This window comes from Bacillus sp. LNXM12-1 (assembly GCF_003004375.1).
In the GTDB taxonomy this organism is placed as follows: Bacteria; Bacillota; Bacilli; order Bacillales; family Bacillaceae; genus Bacillus.
Window position 1 is genome coordinate 153,954 of sequence record NZ_PVWX01000002.1, and the last position, 15,870, is coordinate 169,823.

Sequence of the window (15,870 nt, forward strand, 5' to 3'; positions counted from 1 at the left end):
TAAAATATTTCAAAAATGTATGAAGAAGTGAAAGGAGTTATGAAAGATGTTTATGAGAAAAGCAAATGATTCGTCAGCGGGAACCCTTTTAAATGAAAGCAGTCGATTAGTAGAACGAATTGAGAAGGGAGACCTTTCAGCAAGAATAGATACTGCTGCATTCTCTTCAAGTCAAACGATTGAAGCAGTAGCCCAAATAAATGAAGCTTTGCAAAAGATGCAGGAAGTAAATGAAGATATTCAAATGCGGATGAATTTAGTGACAAAAGCCATTCAAGTTGGTTTATGGGATATGATCGTTGTCGCTGGAGATCCGGTCAATCCAAAAAATGAGTTCACATGGACGGATGATTTCCGCAAAATGATCGGCTTTCAAAATGAGCACGATTTTCCAAATGTTTTAGACAGCTGGGCATCTCGAATCCATCCGGATGAACAAGAATATACCTTAAATGCATTCTCTTCGCATTTATTGGATCATTCGGGACATACACCATATGATATCGAATATCGCTTGAAGTTGAAAAACGGAGATTATCGCTGGTTCAAAGCAACTGGCACGACCATTCGTGATCGAAATGGTGTCCCTCTTCGTGTAGCGGGAGCTCTTTTTGATATTCATGATCAGAAATTGAAAGAAGAAGAGCTGCAAGCATTCGTGACGAGATATGACTTGATCAACCGTGCGCTTGTGGAAGCTCCTTGGGACATGGTCGTAGAGGCCGGCGATCCAGTCAATCCGAATAACGAGTTCTGGTGGTCCCCGCAGTTCAGAAAAACGCTTGGTTTTACGGATGAAAAGGATTTCCCGAACGTCTTAAGCAGCTGGAGCGATCGCCTGCATCCTGAGGATCAAGAAAAGGCTCTCCAAGCTTTTGCAGATCATTTAAATGATCACTCTGGACGCACACCATTTGACATTGATTACAGATTGCAGAGCAAAAATGGCGAGTATCGCTGGTATCATGCAGGTGGTGAAACCATTCGTGATGAAAAAGGTGTTCCTCTTCGTGTGGCTGGAACCATTCGTGACATCACGTTAGAGAAAAACAAAGAGAAAACAGCGAATGAAATGGCTTCACAAGTAGAACAGCTTTCAAGTTCGATCAGCGAGATGGTATCAGGCATCAGCTCTGTGACAAACCAAGCGCAAGAGCTTGCTGTCGCACAAGAGCAGTCAACATCTGCTGCCAATCTAGCAAAAAATAGTGCAGATGAGACGAAAAATATTTCTGACTTGATCAAAGAAGTAGCGAACCAAACGAACCTGCTTGGTTTAAATGCTGCGATCGAGGCAGCGAGAGCTGGTGAGCAAGGAAGAGGATTCTCAGTCGTTGCAGATGAAGTGCGTAAGCTGGCGCTTCATAGTGCCAATGCAACGGAGAATATCGAATCTAGTTTAACAGAAATGAAAACACAAATTGATGAAATTCTTGAAAATATCTCGAACATGACAGCTCTTACACAAACACAGGCTGCTTTAACAGAGCAAGTAAATGCTTCAGTCGATGAAGTGAACCACATGTCTCAGCGCCTTGTGGCCTATTCAAAGAGTATTTAATCACCAAAAACCGCCCTCTCATAGACGGCGGTTTTTTCATTAAAATTGATCTGCTGGGAAAACAATGCCTGCATCTTTTCTTGCAGCTTCAAGGACTTTCATTACAGAGAGACTTTCATCAAGCCATGCATAGCACTGTTCATAATTTTTTGTTTCAATGATGTGCTGAAAAGCTTCTGTTTCATAAAACAGACGGTTTGAATTTGTTTGTGCATTGAGTGAGGTCACCTGATCATTCACATGAAGTAACACTTCCTCGCAGCCATTCGCCCCATTTTTCACATGAATGAAGCCTTTTTCTCCTTGAATCAATGCAAAATTCATGCTGCTTGTATCCTTACTGCCGACACTTGTCGCAATGAAATCATTGTAGGTGAAAGTCAAAACACCAGATGTATCGATGCCATTTGGGTGACGGTTTGCCTGGTAGCGGACCTGTTCTGGTGATCCGAAGAGGTTCATGATGAAATGGACATTATAGATATTAATATCCATCAACGCTCCTCCGGAGAATTCAGGGTTAAAGACATTTGGCGTTTCGCCGGCTAGCAGCTGATTATATTTGCTTGAATATTGACTATAGTTACATTGAACCAGTTTGATTTCACCTAATTGATGAAGATGCTTTTTAATCAAATGATAGTTTGGCATATGAATGGTCGTAATGGCCTCAAATAAGAGAAGCTGCTTTTCCTTTGCGAGTGCGATTAAGGCTTCCAGCTCTTTGACATTAGAGGTGAAAGGCTTTTCGCAAATCACATGTTTTCCGTGTTCCAATGCAGCTGCGGCATGCTCGCTATGTAAACGATTCGGTGATGCAATATAAACGGCTTCAATGTTCGGATCTTCTAGCATAGCCGTTAAGTCCGTATAAGTTGTTTTCACACCAAATTGGTCTGCGAGTTTCTTTGCAGTTGCTTCCTTTCTTGAATAGACGGCATGACAAGAAGCGCCTTCAAGCTGTTCAACCGCTTGCAAGAAGCTTTCCACAATCACACCTGTTCCAATGGTTGCAATGTTCATTCTACTCAAAACCCCTTCCACTCGTTTGATATCAAGTAAAGCTTTCTCTAGTATAACTGATGTTTGAATTGCACGTGCACTTGAGACCTGGGCGGAGAGGGGCGCCAGTGGCAAACACTGGCACACTTTGGCAGCCCTTACAATTAGCTGATGTTCGCTAATGTTTGTTTTGTTAACAATTGAATGGCAGCTTTCCTCTTCTTTAACTCTTGAATGGAGTGTTGAATATCCTCAACTTTTTGTTCGAGCAGCTGTTCAGCTTCTGTCTTTGATTGTTTTTCAAATAGTGATTTGATAATTTCGCGAATTTCTTTGAGTGAGAAATCTAGCTTTCTTGCTTCTGTGATAAAGGAAAGCATGAGTACATATTTTTTATCATATAAACGATAGCCGTTATGTGCTCTCTTTGGTTCGGGGAGCACACCCTCATTTTCATAAAAACGAATGGTTTCAATATGTACACCAGACATTTTTGACAATTTACCTCTAGTAAACGTAATCATTCCCTGCACCTCCTTTCTTTGCTATCCATCATACAATTAGATTTGCTAGTTTCAAAATGTTCAGTGGTGAACATTTGTTTTCATTTCCCCGTTGGAAAAGGGCAGAAACTCTGTTTAAAGCAGGATGAATAGAATACGATATAATAGAGTAGGCAGATGACAATTTTGTTACAGGTGAGAACAAGTAGACAGCGTGATGAAAAAACGATAGGCTAAAATAGGTAAATAGTAATGATATAACCTGTCATCATATAGATGATGGCTCAAAATAGTGACAGCACGTTTTTTGCTGAGAAAAGGGGACCAGTGAATGTATAAATTAGTTGCAATTGATATGGATGGTACGTTATTAAATGATCAACATATGGTGCCAGCTGAGGTGTTTGAAGCCATTCAACAGGCGAAGGCAGAGGGAGTTAAGATTGTATTATGTACAGGACGACCTATTGGCGGAGTGAATCGCTATCTAGATGATCTTCAGCTCAATCAAGAAGGAGACTATGTGATTGCCTACAATGGGGCGCTTGTCCAAAACAGCCATACAAATGGAGTGGTGTCAGAACTGACATTATCCTATGATGATTTGACTTCTTTATATGAGCTGAGCCGTGAGCTTGATACACCGATGCATTATTTCGATTCCGCTCATTTGTACACACCGAATCGTGATATTAGTGAATACACAGTACTTGAATCTTATTTAACAAAGCTGCCGCTTAAATATTTACCTGTTGAAGAGGCAGATCCTTCAATGAGACTTCCGAAGATGATGTATATTGATCAGCCAGAACGGTTGGAGAAGACGATACAAGCCATTCCATCTGAAGTAAAAGACAAGTACATGATGGTGAAAAGCACAGATTTCTTCCTTGAAATCCTGCATCCTGAAGTCAGCAAAGGAAACGCCGTGAAGCTTCTAGCGAAAGAGCTGGGAATTGCTCGTGAAGAGGTCATGGCCATTGGTGACAATGGGAACGACGTATCGATGCTGGAATTTGCGGGCTGCGGCGTTGCCATGGGAAATGCCATTGATGATGTCAAAGCAGTAGCGGATGTTGTGACAAAATCCAATAATGAAGCCGGAGTAGCACATGTCCTGCATGAGTTAGTTTTAGGAAAATAAACAAAAAAGCGGTCTACCAGTGAGGTAGCCGCTTTTTTATATGTGAGAGAAAAAGTAAACAAGCATCCGTCTGCTGCTCAAATTTGTTTTTTGCAGCATCGCCTTCACATGATCATGGACGGTATGGGTTGAAATAAATAAGGTACTGGCGATTTCCTTTGTAGACTGTCCCTTTAATAAGCAGTCGAGGACGTTCATCTCTCTTTCTGTCAGCCGGTACGTTTTTGCCGCATAAGGAAGAATATCATTTGTTTGGGCTCTCTTGATATGAATCATGACAGCCTCTTCCTGTCCGGCTGCCTGTGCTAATCGAAATGCTTGAAGAGAGAGGAACAGCCCCGTTGGCATTCTCGTCATGATTGCCGCTGTTTGGTCGATACCGCCGTATAAAAGTTTAGCCCCTAATGCTCTGAACGGGCGCGGCATGGTCGCCTTGTCATGGATTTGTTCAAAGGCTTGAAATGTATGAAGCCAATGAAGCCCTGTCTCATTTCCATAAAGAAGATTGTAATCGTGTGAGAGAATGAGGAAACCTTGCTGCTCCGCTGCGTCATCCTCTTCAGTATCTCTTTTCTTGAAAAGTTCATCTCTTAGCTTGGCTGCGAGTCTGGGCGTTTGTTCGATGACCGCTCGGATATCTTGTTCTTGAAAAGGTTCCTTGTCCTTTAGACGATATAGGCTGGCAATACCCCAGCATTCTCCTTGAATCACAAGGGCTGCCCGCAATTCATCAGACCATCCTTTAGGCAACAAAATGTCTCTGTAGCGATCACTGTTGAGATATTCCCCGCTTTGGACTAAGCTCGCAGCATGAATAGGGCCTTTGGCTAGATACTCATGTAGATGCACGTCCTTTTTTAAGAATTCATTTTGAAACAGCTGGTCATGAATTTCTTCAATCGGTTCATCTGTGAAGGAACCCGTCGAGAGGAGAGTGGCTGGATCAATGGTCGTGATACAGGCGGCATCAAAATCAAGGACGGCAGCAAGCTCGTCCCGAATGTGTTGTCTCAGCTGCTGAAAATGAGTGGCTGGATTGGTCACATGATCTCCTCCTCAAAAAATCCCCACTTTTAGGGATCGTGTTTTCTGATGTCTCTTTTTACAATAAAGATGTCATACCGTTAGTGTACAGGAAACGATGTAAAGCGGAAAGGAACTGGAGGGGAAGGACATGAAAGGAAACCAGTATTGGCACGATCCCGTTGCTGAGTCATACGCAGCTACGATTGCCCATAAAGTACCCGGCTATCAGCTATTGCATGAGTTGACATTAGACGTATTAGAAACTGAATTAAAGGGAGCGGCTTCTCGCATTCTGACTGTTGGAGCGGGCGGGGGCGAAGAGATCATCAACATGCTACAAAGAAAAGAAGACTGGCTGATCACAGGGGTCGATCCGTCGCCTTCTATGCTGGATATGGCGAAAAGGCGAGTTGGACAGCTTCAGATGGAGGCGCGTGTCACATGGCATGAGACCGTATTAGATAAGGTTTCTGCTGAACCTGTTTACGATGCAGCGATGAGTTTGCTTGTGATTCATTTTATAGAAAGGCGCCAGTCCTTTTTGGAGGAGATTGCCCGCAGGCTTCAACCAGATGCACCGCTTGTGTTGGCATTTATACAGGGAGAGATGAAGTCCCATACATTTCAACAGGAGCTTTACATGCTTTCTCTTTTCATGCAGCGGCAGGGTCTAGAAAAAGAAGTGTTTACATCCTTTAAAAACAGGCTGGGACACGCGACACACCCTGTTCCTGAGGAAGAGATAAGAGAGCATTTAATCAAAGCGGGATTTGAAGACATCAGATCTTATTTTCAGGCAGGAATGATCAAAGGGCTTGTTTGCAAGCGAGGTCGTAGAGAGGCGGATGAGAAATGAGATCACAGGTGATGGTGATTGGCGGCTATGGACATGTTGGACAGCAAATATGTCTGCAGTTAAGTGAAGTGTATCCGGGACAAATTGTTGCGGCAGGCAGAAGCTATGAGAAGGCAGAGAAATTTTCACGCCAGTCAAAAGGGAAAGTTCGTCCTTATCAACTAGATGTCAGTGAGCCGCTATATTTGGACTGGATGGATAAAACAAAGCTGGTGATCATGTGTCTTGATCAAGAAGATCCGTCATTTGCTGAAGCAGTTCTGCGGTCAGGCATTGATTATATTGATATCTCCGCGAAAGGGGCGTACATGGAGCAGGTGGCAAAGCTGGATCAGCGGCACATCGGTGCAACGGCTTTGCTCAGTGTCGGGCTTGCGCCTGGCCTTACGAATTTATTGGCAGCGAAAGCAGCATCTATGCTCTCATCAGTGAATCAAATAGATATAGGGATTATGCTTGGGTTGGGTGATCAGCATGGAAAAGCCGCTATTGAATGGACGCTTGATCATGTCCATACTGACTATGTGCTTACTAAGCATCATCAGCGTAAAAGAGTCAAAAGCTTTACTGGAGGTAAACGGATAGACTTTGGTGGAAGTCTTGGAAAGCGGCATGCCTATCAGTTCCCCTTCTCTGATCAGCAGACATTGCCTTCAACGCTTCACGTGCCTTCTGTGACGACAAGGCTTTGTTTTGATTCCCGCGCGGCGACGCGTGCATTTGCCTTCACAAGGAGTCTCGGAATGACGTCCCTTCTCACTGTGCCGAAAATCAAGAAACGAGCCATTTCCATGATTCAATCTGCTCAAATGGGAACAGATCAATATGCAGTGAAAGTGGAGGCTACAGGAATGGATGGGAACAAGATTCATCAAGCAGCGCTTGGAATAAAAGGACGCGATGAGTCTCAAGCAACAGCTCAAGTCGCCTCTGCTGCGGCATTGCATTTATTGAGCAGGCGGTTTCAGACAGGTGTTTTTCATATCGAAGAAGTATTTTCTCTAGCGTATGAGAACGGTGATTTTGCTTTGGTGGATCAAACAACGAAGGAAAAGCGGGTGTTAGCGGTTAGAGCCAGCCTTTTGACGGAATAAAAGAAGACTAGCAGGATGCTAGTCTTTTTATGATGAAGATGACACATCTCCTTTTTTTTTGATGCTCGCTGTAATGAGCTGTGTCAATGTGTCAGAGCCTTTTGTTGAAAGGTGAACACCATCAGGCTGAAAATAAGATGGCTGTCCGGTGGCGGCTGAATGCCAATCGACAAGGGTCACATTGGAATGTTGATCGGCCACTCGCTGAATGACTGCATTCACATCATTTTCCCAAGACCTTGGGACTCTCGTGTTCACAAGGAAAATGTGCGCCTTTGAAAATTGTTGAATGAATGCTGTCAATGTGCCCTCAGTAAAATAGCCATTCGTGCCAAGCTCAATAATAACAGCGGCATCAGATTGATTAAATGAAGCATATTGAGGAGCGATGCTGACGGCTTCGTTCATTTGTCTGCCAACCTTTGCATCGATGGTGATTTGTGCATATGCTTTTTCAAGATTCGGCGCAATGTCCAGCATGACGGAATCACCAATAGCAAGAATTTGGTGAAACTGTTTCTGATCTGCTGCTTTCTTCTCGTGTTTTTCTTTCTTTTTCTTAGCTTTTGGTTCCGCAGAGTCTCCTGCTTTTTTCGGTGCCGTCTTAATTTGTGTCACTTCCTTGGCATGTGGGGACGTATGGGACGAACTGGACATGCCAATGGTAAATAAGATCAAAAGAGCTGCTGCGATTCCAAGGAACACTTTATGAGACGTAGACCATTGTTTGAATCCCTTTTTCCAAATAGACCAAGAGGCAAAATATTGTCTGAAGCCAAGCCGGCGAATCGGCTGTTCGATGAAGCGGTAAGAGGCCTCTGCAATGAGTAAAATGGCCATGAGCTGCAATGCGACACGCCCCATAGAAGGCTGTCCAATTTCAATGACAGGGGTGGTCAGCACGATGATGGGATAATGCCACAGGTAAATACCATAAGAACGCTTTCCGAGCCAGACGAGCGGCTGATAGGAGAGCCATTTCCCTAAAAGACTTGCAGGGTGGCAGATGCACGCAATTAAAATTGCTGCATTTAGACAGAATAAAAGCATGCCTCCTTGATAGAGAAAGCCGTCAAATTCGTCCACTGCATAAACACACAAAAGAAAAACCGCAAACGAACCAAAACCAGCGATATGTAAAATACGTCTGCCAACAGGAAGTAACTTTTTGCTGGACAGTCTTTGCATGGGCCATACAAATGCCAGGCTGCACCCAATCAGGAGCGCAAATGCACGAGTATCTGTTCCGTAATAAACTCTGCTTGGATCCGTATCTGGTGAATAAAGAATCGCCATCCATAAGGCGGAGACAAGTGCATGGCCAAAGGTGATCATTGGCAGATGGGATCTATTTTTCACCCATTTTAGCCCTGCAATCAATAGAATCGGCCAAATGATATAAAATTGCTCTTCTATCGCCAAAGACCACAAATTTTTCAGTGGAGATACAGCGTTGAAGCTATCAAAATAAGACAGCTGATGGAAGATGTACCACCAGTTACTGACATAAAAAAAGGACGATAAGGCATCGCCACGAATGGACAATAGTGCATTCGAACCCGCAATCGCACACCAGCTGACGGTTAAAAAAATCATCACGTAAGCAGCTGGAAGAAGCCTTCTGATCCGGCCCATCCAAAATGGTAAAAGCTCTTGATAGCCCAGATCCTGCTTATGTAACAAGATCGTCGTAATCAAGTATCCAGAAATCACAAAAAACAAATCAACGCCAAGAAACCCGCCGCTTGCAGGTCCGATATGTAAGTGATAAGCAATGACTGCCAATACAGCAACAGCCCTCAGCCCATCTAATCCTAATATATAACGTAAACGATTTTCCTTGCTGTTCATGAAAATGAATCCCCCATTTATGTCAAAACGCTTCTTTTTTGTTGTCATTCCAAAAGAACAACGATTCTTTTATTTTATATAAGATTAGACGGATCAGCATCACATTTTGTTGGCGAATTTCTGTCTTTTTTTAAAATTTTTATATAAAGAAAGAATTGATGGCCTGGAAGGCTGCCTTATTTTTATACTCAAAACCAAAATCCCTGTCATAATAAAAGAAGAAGGAAAGGGGATGTGTGGAATGAGAACGATTGAAAATGATCAGTTATTGATTCAGGTCAATGGGAGAGGTGCTGAGGTCAGAGAGGTGCTTCACAAGGAAAGTGGACGTCACTATATGTGGTCTGGCGATCCTGCTTATTGGGGCAGGGTGTCGCCAGTCTTATTTCCAATTGTCGGACGATTAAAGAATGACCAATACAAGATAGGTGATCAAACCTATGAGCTTGCGCAGCATGGATTCTTGCGGGATGTTGATTTTGATTTATATGAAGAAACGAAACATACGGTGACCTTTCAATATGAATCAAAAGGCCGCCACATCGAGCAGTATCCTTATGAATTTACCGCCCGTATTCGATACGAGCTGTCGGAAAATGGTCTGACGATTTCCTGGGAAATTGATCATGACGGAGATGACACGATGTATTTCTCCATTGGAGGGCACCCCGCATTTCATGTCCCGCTTGTTGAAGGTGAGCGCACAGCAGATTACTACCTGACATTGACCCCTTCCACTGAGTATCTTCCTGTCCAATATGAACTAAAAAATTCACTTGTCAGGGAGAAAGAAAAAGGCATTCAACTTGAACCGATTCAGCTTCGACCAGAGCTTTTTCAGCATGATGCGATGATCTATAGTCATATCAATCGAGTGTCATTGATTTCTCAGGCAGGTCACGGGGTTGAGGTTGATCTCACTGGTTTTCCGTTTGTTGGTATTTGGTCACCTTATAATAAAGAAAAAGGCACAATGGCTCCATTTGTATGTATTGAGCCTTGGTACGGTATTGCCGATGTTGAAGGGGCGAATGGGCAGTACAAGGAAAAGTTCGGTATTCAAACTTTAGAGAAGAATGAAACCTTCCAAGCCGCCTATACGATTTTCTTCAAATGAACATTTGTGCATGATAAGATGAACATTTTGTTATGATAGAAGAAAAAAGGAGGCGTACGAATGGATCGGGAGAAACAACAACTGAGTATTGAAGCGGCAAGGCTTTATTATTTATCGGATTACAGCCAGCAGGAAATTGCCAAACAACTCGACCTGTCGAGACCAACTGTGTCTCGGCTGCTTCAATATGCGAAGGAGAAGGGGTACGTCCAGATAACGGTAATGGACCCATTTGAAGACTTAAATGAGCTATCTTCATTGCTCAAGGAAAAATATGACCTGCTCGAAGCTCATGTGGTGTTTTCGCCCAAAGATGATTATCCAACGATTACCGAATACTTGAGCCAATTTGGTGCCGAGTACTTGCAAGACACAGTGAAAGACGGTGATATCGTTGGTGTGAGCTGGGGAACCACCATGTATCAAATTGCCCAAAAGATGCAACCTAAACAGGTCAAAGGTGTGGAGGTTGTCCAGCTGAAGGGTGGGATCAGCCACTCCCATGTGAATACATATTCTGCGGAAACCATCCAGCTGTTTGCTGAGGCCTTTCAAACAGCACCGCGCTATTTACCGCTTCCTGTTGTATTTGATAGTGCTGCCGTCAAGGAGATGGTTGAGCAGGACAGACATATTCAGCGCATCATTGAAATGGGGAAACAGGCGAATATTGCTGTGTTTACTGTTGGAACGGTAAGAGATGAAGCACTTTTGTTTAGACTTGGTTATTTCCGTGAAGAAGAAAAAGCGCTGCTCAAAGCATCCAGCGTCGGAGACATCTGTTCGCGCTTTTATGATCAGGAAGGGCGCATTTGCAGTGAAGCGATTAACAACCGCACTATTGGTGTGGAGCTTGATGATTTAAGGACAAAAGAACGCTCCATTCTTGTGGCTGGCGGACATCGCAAGGTTGCTTCTATCCACGGGGCACTAAGAGGAAAATATGCGAACGTATTGATTATTGATCAGCATACAGCAAAGGCTCTTTTAAATGTCACAAAATAGATGAACAAAATTTCATAACTATGTTTACAAATGTTCATCGGTCATATATGATGAAAGTATCATAATAAAAGGAAGTGTAAGCATGACGATAGCAAAGCTCATTGATCATACAGCACTAAAACCAGATACATCTAGAGCTGCCATTATGCAGTTACTTGAAGAAGCAAAAACTCATCAATTTGCATCCGTTTGTGTGAATCCAACTTGGGTATCTCTTGCAGCGAAGGAACTAGCAGGAACAGGCGTTGATGTATGTACAGTCATCGGTTTCCCGTTAGGTGCAAACACAACAGCAGTGAAAGCATTCGAAACAAATGATGCAATTGAAAACGGTGCAACTGAAGTGGACATGGTCATCAATATCGCGGCATTGAAAGACGGCGAATATGATGCAGTTGAACAAGATATTCGTGCAGTTGTAGACGCAGCAAAAGGCAAAGCCTTAGTGAAAGTCATCATTGAAACTTGTTTATTAACAGATGAAGAAAAAGTCAAAGCTTGTGAGCTTTCAGTAAAAGCTGGCGCTGATTTTGTGAAAACATCGACTGGATTTAGTACAGGCGGTGCAACAGCTGAGGATATCGCATTAATGCGTAAAACAGTTGGACCTGACATTGGTGTGAAAGCATCAGGCGGCGTGAGAACAAAAGAGGACGTTGAAGCGATGACAGCTGCAGGCGCTACCCGCATTGGTGCGAGTGCAGGCGTTTCTATTATCAAAGGGGACCAATCAGCTCCTTCGAAAGACTATTAATTCATACGATCCTATGGTAGGATAACATTCGTGACTCATAAATGATGAAAAAGTCATATGCGGAAGGATCTCACTTCTGGGAATTTCTTCCGCACTTTGTTTACTAAATAGGGTTTGTTCCATACAAGCGCATTAATGTAAACGAATTCATTCGAGGAGGAAAAACATGAAATACTTGATTGGTATCATCGGTTTGCTGGTGATTCTCGCCATTGCATGGCTGGCTAGTAACGGGAAAAAACGAGTAAAATTCCGTCCAGTATTTGTCATGATTGTACTGCAATTTATTTTAGGTTATATTCTGCTCAATACAGGTGTTGGAAACTTCCTAGTCGGCGGCTTTGCAAAAGGATTCCAAATGCTTCTAGGCTATGCCGGCGAAGGAATCAACTTCGTATTTGGCGGGTTAATGAATGATAATGCGTCAACTTTCTTCATCAACGTCTTACTGCCGATCGTCTTTATTTCGGCATTGATCGGTATTTTGCAGCATTGGCGTATCCTTCCGCTTATCGTACGCGGAATCGGTTATTTGCTTAGCAAAGTAAACGGTATGGGAAAACTAGAATCTTACAACGCAGTAGCGTCTGCGATTTTAGGACAATCAGAAGTGTTTATTTCTATTAAGAAGCAGCTTGGATTGTTACCTCAGCAGCGTCTTTATACATTATGTGCATCTGCGATGTCGACAGTTTCGATGTCTATTGTCGGTGCGTACATGCAAATGATTAAACCAGAGTACGTGGTCACAGCACTTGTGCTGAACCTATTTGGTGGATTTATTATCGCGTCTATTATCAATCCATATGAAGTAGCTAAGGACGAAGACATGCTCGAAGTCGTTGAAGAAGAAAAGCAATCCTTCTTTGAAATGCTTGGCGAATATATTATGGATGGTTTCAAAGTAGCGATTGTTGTCGCTGCGATGTTGATTGGATTCGTTGCATTAATTGCGATGATTAATGGAATCTTTACAGCTTTCATCGGTGTTTCTTTCCAAGATGTACTTGGATATGTGTTTGCTCCATTTGCTTTCCTTATCGGTGTACCTTGGAGCGAAGCCGTACAAGCAGGAAGCATTATGGCAACGAAAATGGTATCTAACGAATTTGTGGCAATGCTTGCTCTAAATGGAGATAGTGTGCATTTCAGTGCTCGTACAGAAGCGATCATTTCTGTATTCCTTGTGTCATTTGCGAACTTCTCTTCTATCGGTATCATTGCTGGAGCAGTCAAAGGCTTAAACGAAAAACAAGGGAACGTTGTCGCACGCTTTGGATTAAAGCTGTTATTCGGTGCAACACTTGTCAGCTTCTTAACAGCAGGCGTTGTCGGTTTGATTTACTAATTTAAAAAAAGGAATGGTGAAAACAATGAGAATGGTAGATATCATTGCGAAAAAACGTGACGGAAAAGAATTATCTTCAGAGGAAATTTCTTTCTTTGTCAAAGAATATACAGACGGAACAATTCCCGACTACCAAGCAAGTGCCTTGGCTATGGCGATTTTCTTCCAAGATATGACGGATCAAGAACGTGCAGACTTAACGCTCGCTATGGCGAACTCAGGAGACACGATTGACCTGTCTGCCATTGAGGGCATTAAAGTAGACAAGCACTCAACAGGCGGTGTAGGCGATACAACAACGCTTGTACTTGCTCCTCTTGTGGCTGCACTTGATGTACCTGTTGCGAAAATGTCTGGCCGCGGCCTTGGACATACAGGCGGTACAGTGGACAAGCTTGAAGCGGTAAAAGGCTTCCACGTAGAAATTACAAAAGACGAATTCATCGAGCTTGTAAACCGTCATAAAGTAGCGGTCATTGGTCAATCAGGCAACCTGACACCAGCGGATAAAAAGCTTTATGCCCTTCGTGATGTGACAGGAACCGTTAACTCCATCCCGCTTATTGCAAGCTCTATTATGAGTAAGAAGATTGCTGCTGGTGCAGATGCAATCGTACTAGATGTGAAAACGGGCGCAGGTGCTTTCATGAAAACACCTGAAGACTCTGAGAAGCTTGCAAAAGCAATGGTTCGCATTGGAAACAACGTAGGCAGACAAACGATGGCTGTCATCTCTGATATGTCTCAGCCGCTAGGATTAGCGATTGGAAATTCCCTTGAAGTGAAAGAAGCGATTGACACGCTTAGAGGCGAAGGCCCTGAAGACTTAAACGAGCTTGTGCTCACATTAGGAAGTCAAATGGTTGTTCTTGCGAAAAAAGCAGAGACACTTGATGAAGCAAGAGAAAAGCTAATTGAAGTCATGAAAAACGGCAAAGCACTTGAGAAATTCAAGGAATTCTTAGAAAATCAAGGTGGAGACGGCTCGATTGTAGATCAGCCGGAAAAACTGCCGCAAGCCCCTTACCAAATCGACGTTCCTGCAAAGGAATCAGGTGTGGTTGCTGAAATCGTCGCAGACGAAATCGGTGTTGCAGCGATGATTCTTGGAGCAGGACGTGCAACAAAAGAGGACGAGATCGACCTATCTGTCGGCATCATGCTGAACAAAAAAGTCGGCGATCGTGTTGAAAAAGGAGATTCACTCGTGACACTTCATGCAAATCGTGAAGATGTTGCGAATGTCATGGAAAAAATTTATAACAACATCCGCATCGCAGATCATGCTGATGCACCAACTCTCATTCACACTGTGATCACAGAATAAAGGAAAAAGGACAAAAGTGCTTCGTCGCTTTTGTCCTTTTTTGTTCATTTCTTTTTCTATTGAGATAAAAAATTTCACTTTATGAAACAAACCTCTTGCAATCATCAAATAATGGGTGTATATTAGTTGACGAGTCAATGATTGATATATCAACTAATTGATCTGAATAGAAAAGAGGGGATGGCATTGACTGCATTTTGCTCTGAAGAAGCAGAGGTATTATACCGTTTGCAGTGCGTGAACCGTATGATGGGTGTGAAGTTCGAAGCATGCACGGGCATCAGCCAATCAAGACTAGAGTTGCTATCACTGTTATTCCAAGCCGACGAAATCAGCCAGTCAGATTTGCAGAAAAAAGTAAATATTGACAGTGCGGCTGTGACGCGTCACTTAAAACAGTTAGAAACAAAAGGAATGGTTACGCGCAGAAGAAAGCCAGAAGATAATCGAGTCACACTTGTTCGTCTGACAGAAGAAGGCAGAACGAGAATCGAAGCTTCTAAAAAAGAAAAAGAACGATTTATCTCAGAAATGCTTGAAAACGTAAGTGACGAAGAACGAAAGCTTCTCACTGATGTGCTCATCCGTATACAACAAAACATCGAAAAGATTCAAACAACCTAAAGGAGTGTTGCAACATGGCTACAACATTAAAAACAAACGATTTTATGGAAATTATGAAAGGGCGCCGCTCTATTCGTAACTATGACCCAGCTGTGAAAATCAGCAAAGAAGAAATGGCAGAGATTTTAGAAGAAGCAACAACGGCACCATCATCAGTGAATGCACAGCCTTGGCGCTTTATGGTCATTGACAGCCCAGAAGGAAAAGAAAAGCTTGCACCACTTGCAAAATTCAACCAAACTCAAGTGTCAACATCAGCAGCTGTCATTGCAGTATTTGCAGATATGAAAAGCAATGAATACTTAGATGAAATTTATTCAAAAGCAGTAGAGCATGGCTACATGCCGCAAGAAGTGAAAGAAAGACAAATTGCTGCACTAACTGCACACTTTGAGGTTCTTCCAGAGCAAGTCAATCGCGAAACAATCTTAATTGACGGTGGAATTGTGTCTATGCAGCTTATGCTTGCAGCACGTGCACACGGCTATGATACAAATCCAATTGGCGGATTTGATAAAGAAGTCATCGCTGAAACATTTGGCTGGGATAAAGAACGTTATGTACCAGTGATGCTGTTATCAATTGGGAAAGCTGCTGACGAAGGTTATGCATCTTACCGCTTACCGATTGAACGCATTACAGAGTGGAAATAATATCT

15 protein-coding genes are annotated in these 15,870 nt (G+C 43.0%); 11 read left to right on the forward strand and 4 right to left on the reverse strand.

Features of this window, described 5'->3' with window-relative positions; all coding sequences use genetic code 11:
- Nucleotides 1-46 precede the first annotated feature (46 nt).
- Nucleotides 47-1,561: a methyl-accepting chemotaxis protein gene (locus C6Y07_RS08245; RefSeq protein WP_060597623.1), complete on the forward strand. Its 1,515-nt coding sequence runs from the start codon at nucleotides 47-49 to the stop codon at nucleotides 1,559-1,561.
- 39 nt (nucleotides 1,562-1,600) lie between these two features.
- Here the strand turns inward: C6Y07_RS08245 and C6Y07_RS08250 are convergent, their stop codons facing one another.
- Together C6Y07_RS08250 and C6Y07_RS08255 are read right to left on the reverse strand one after the other, a co-directional pair.
- Nucleotides 1,601-2,584 carry a Gfo/Idh/MocA family protein gene (locus C6Y07_RS08250; RefSeq protein WP_066031520.1) on the reverse strand — a complete coding sequence of 328 codons (984 nt, stop codon included), beginning with the start codon at nucleotides 2,582-2,584 and terminating at the stop codon, nucleotides 1,601-1,603.
- Between the two features lie 143 nt (nucleotides 2,585-2,727).
- Entirely contained in the window at nucleotides 2,728-3,087 is a 360-nt protein-coding gene (locus tag C6Y07_RS08255; protein ID WP_039182663.1) for a MerR family transcriptional regulator, read from the reverse strand.
- Nucleotides 3,088-3,397: 310 nt separating this feature from the next.
- Between C6Y07_RS08255 and yidA the strand changes: the two genes are divergently transcribed.
- Nucleotides 3,398-4,210: a sugar-phosphatase gene (yidA, locus tag C6Y07_RS08260; protein WP_106030694.1), complete on the forward strand. Its 813-nt coding sequence runs from the start codon at nucleotides 3,398-3,400 to the stop codon at nucleotides 4,208-4,210.
- Between the two features lie 36 nt (nucleotides 4,211-4,246).
- Here the strand turns inward: yidA and C6Y07_RS08265 are convergent, their stop codons facing one another.
- Complete coding sequence (locus tag C6Y07_RS08265) at nucleotides 4,247-5,254, reverse strand: helix-turn-helix transcriptional regulator (protein ID WP_106048017.1); 1,008 nt, start codon at nucleotides 5,252-5,254, stop codon at nucleotides 4,247-4,249.
- Between the two features lie 130 nt (nucleotides 5,255-5,384).
- Here C6Y07_RS08265 and C6Y07_RS08270 point away from each other — a divergent pair, with 130 nt between their 5' ends.
- Together C6Y07_RS08270 and C6Y07_RS08275 are read left to right on the forward strand one after the other, a co-directional pair.
- Nucleotides 5,385-6,092, forward strand: coding sequence for a class I SAM-dependent methyltransferase (locus tag C6Y07_RS08270; RefSeq protein ID WP_106048019.1), 708 nt, complete (start codon nucleotides 5,385-5,387; stop codon nucleotides 6,090-6,092).
- Entirely contained in the window at nucleotides 6,089-7,186 is a 1,098-nt protein-coding gene (locus tag C6Y07_RS08275) for a saccharopine dehydrogenase family protein (RefSeq protein ID WP_106156565.1), read from the forward strand. Before C6Y07_RS08270 ends, C6Y07_RS08275 begins: the two co-directional genes overlap by 4 nt.
- Before the next feature lie 27 nt (nucleotides 7,187-7,213).
- Here C6Y07_RS08275 and C6Y07_RS08280 read toward each other — a convergent pair whose 3' ends face one another.
- Complete coding sequence (locus C6Y07_RS08280) at nucleotides 7,214-9,037, reverse strand: acyltransferase family protein (protein WP_106156567.1); 1,824 nt, start codon at nucleotides 9,035-9,037, stop codon at nucleotides 7,214-7,216.
- 241 nt (nucleotides 9,038-9,278) lie between these two features.
- On the opposite strand from C6Y07_RS08280, the gene C6Y07_RS08285 reads away from it, so the two are divergent.
- From C6Y07_RS08285 to C6Y07_RS08315, 7 genes are all read left to right on the forward strand, one after another.
- A complete protein-coding gene (locus C6Y07_RS08285; RefSeq protein ID WP_066031525.1) occupies nucleotides 9,279-10,154 on the forward strand; it encodes an aldose 1-epimerase family protein in 876 nt (291 codons plus the stop codon).
- Between the two features lie 60 nt (nucleotides 10,155-10,214).
- Nucleotides 10,215-11,159 (forward strand): DNA-binding transcriptional repressor DeoR, encoded by a 945-nt coding sequence (gene deoR, locus C6Y07_RS08290; protein WP_034660503.1) that lies wholly within the window; start codon nucleotides 10,215-10,217, stop codon nucleotides 11,157-11,159.
- Between the two features lie 82 nt (nucleotides 11,160-11,241).
- Nucleotides 11,242-11,913 (forward strand): deoxyribose-phosphate aldolase, encoded by a 672-nt coding sequence (gene deoC, locus C6Y07_RS08295; protein ID WP_060597615.1) that lies wholly within the window; start codon nucleotides 11,242-11,244, stop codon nucleotides 11,911-11,913.
- A gap of 166 nt (nucleotides 11,914-12,079) precedes the next feature.
- On the forward strand, nucleotides 12,080-13,261 hold the full coding sequence (locus C6Y07_RS08300) for a NupC/NupG family nucleoside CNT transporter (protein WP_106048022.1): 1,182 nt from the start codon (nucleotides 12,080-12,082) through the stop codon (nucleotides 13,259-13,261).
- A 25-nt stretch (nucleotides 13,262-13,286) separates the two neighbouring features.
- Entirely contained in the window at nucleotides 13,287-14,588 is a 1,302-nt protein-coding gene (locus C6Y07_RS08305) for a pyrimidine-nucleoside phosphorylase (RefSeq protein ID WP_095285603.1), read from the forward strand.
- 180 nt (nucleotides 14,589-14,768) lie between these two features.
- Nucleotides 14,769-15,212 carry a MarR family transcriptional regulator gene (locus tag C6Y07_RS08310; protein WP_008345718.1) on the forward strand — a complete coding sequence of 148 codons (444 nt, stop codon included), beginning with the start codon at nucleotides 14,769-14,771 and terminating at the stop codon, nucleotides 15,210-15,212.
- Between the two features lie 14 nt (nucleotides 15,213-15,226).
- A complete protein-coding gene (locus C6Y07_RS08315; RefSeq protein ID WP_012011776.1) occupies nucleotides 15,227-15,865 on the forward strand; it encodes a nitroreductase family protein in 639 nt (212 codons plus the stop codon).
- Nucleotides 15,866-15,870 lie beyond the last annotated feature (5 nt).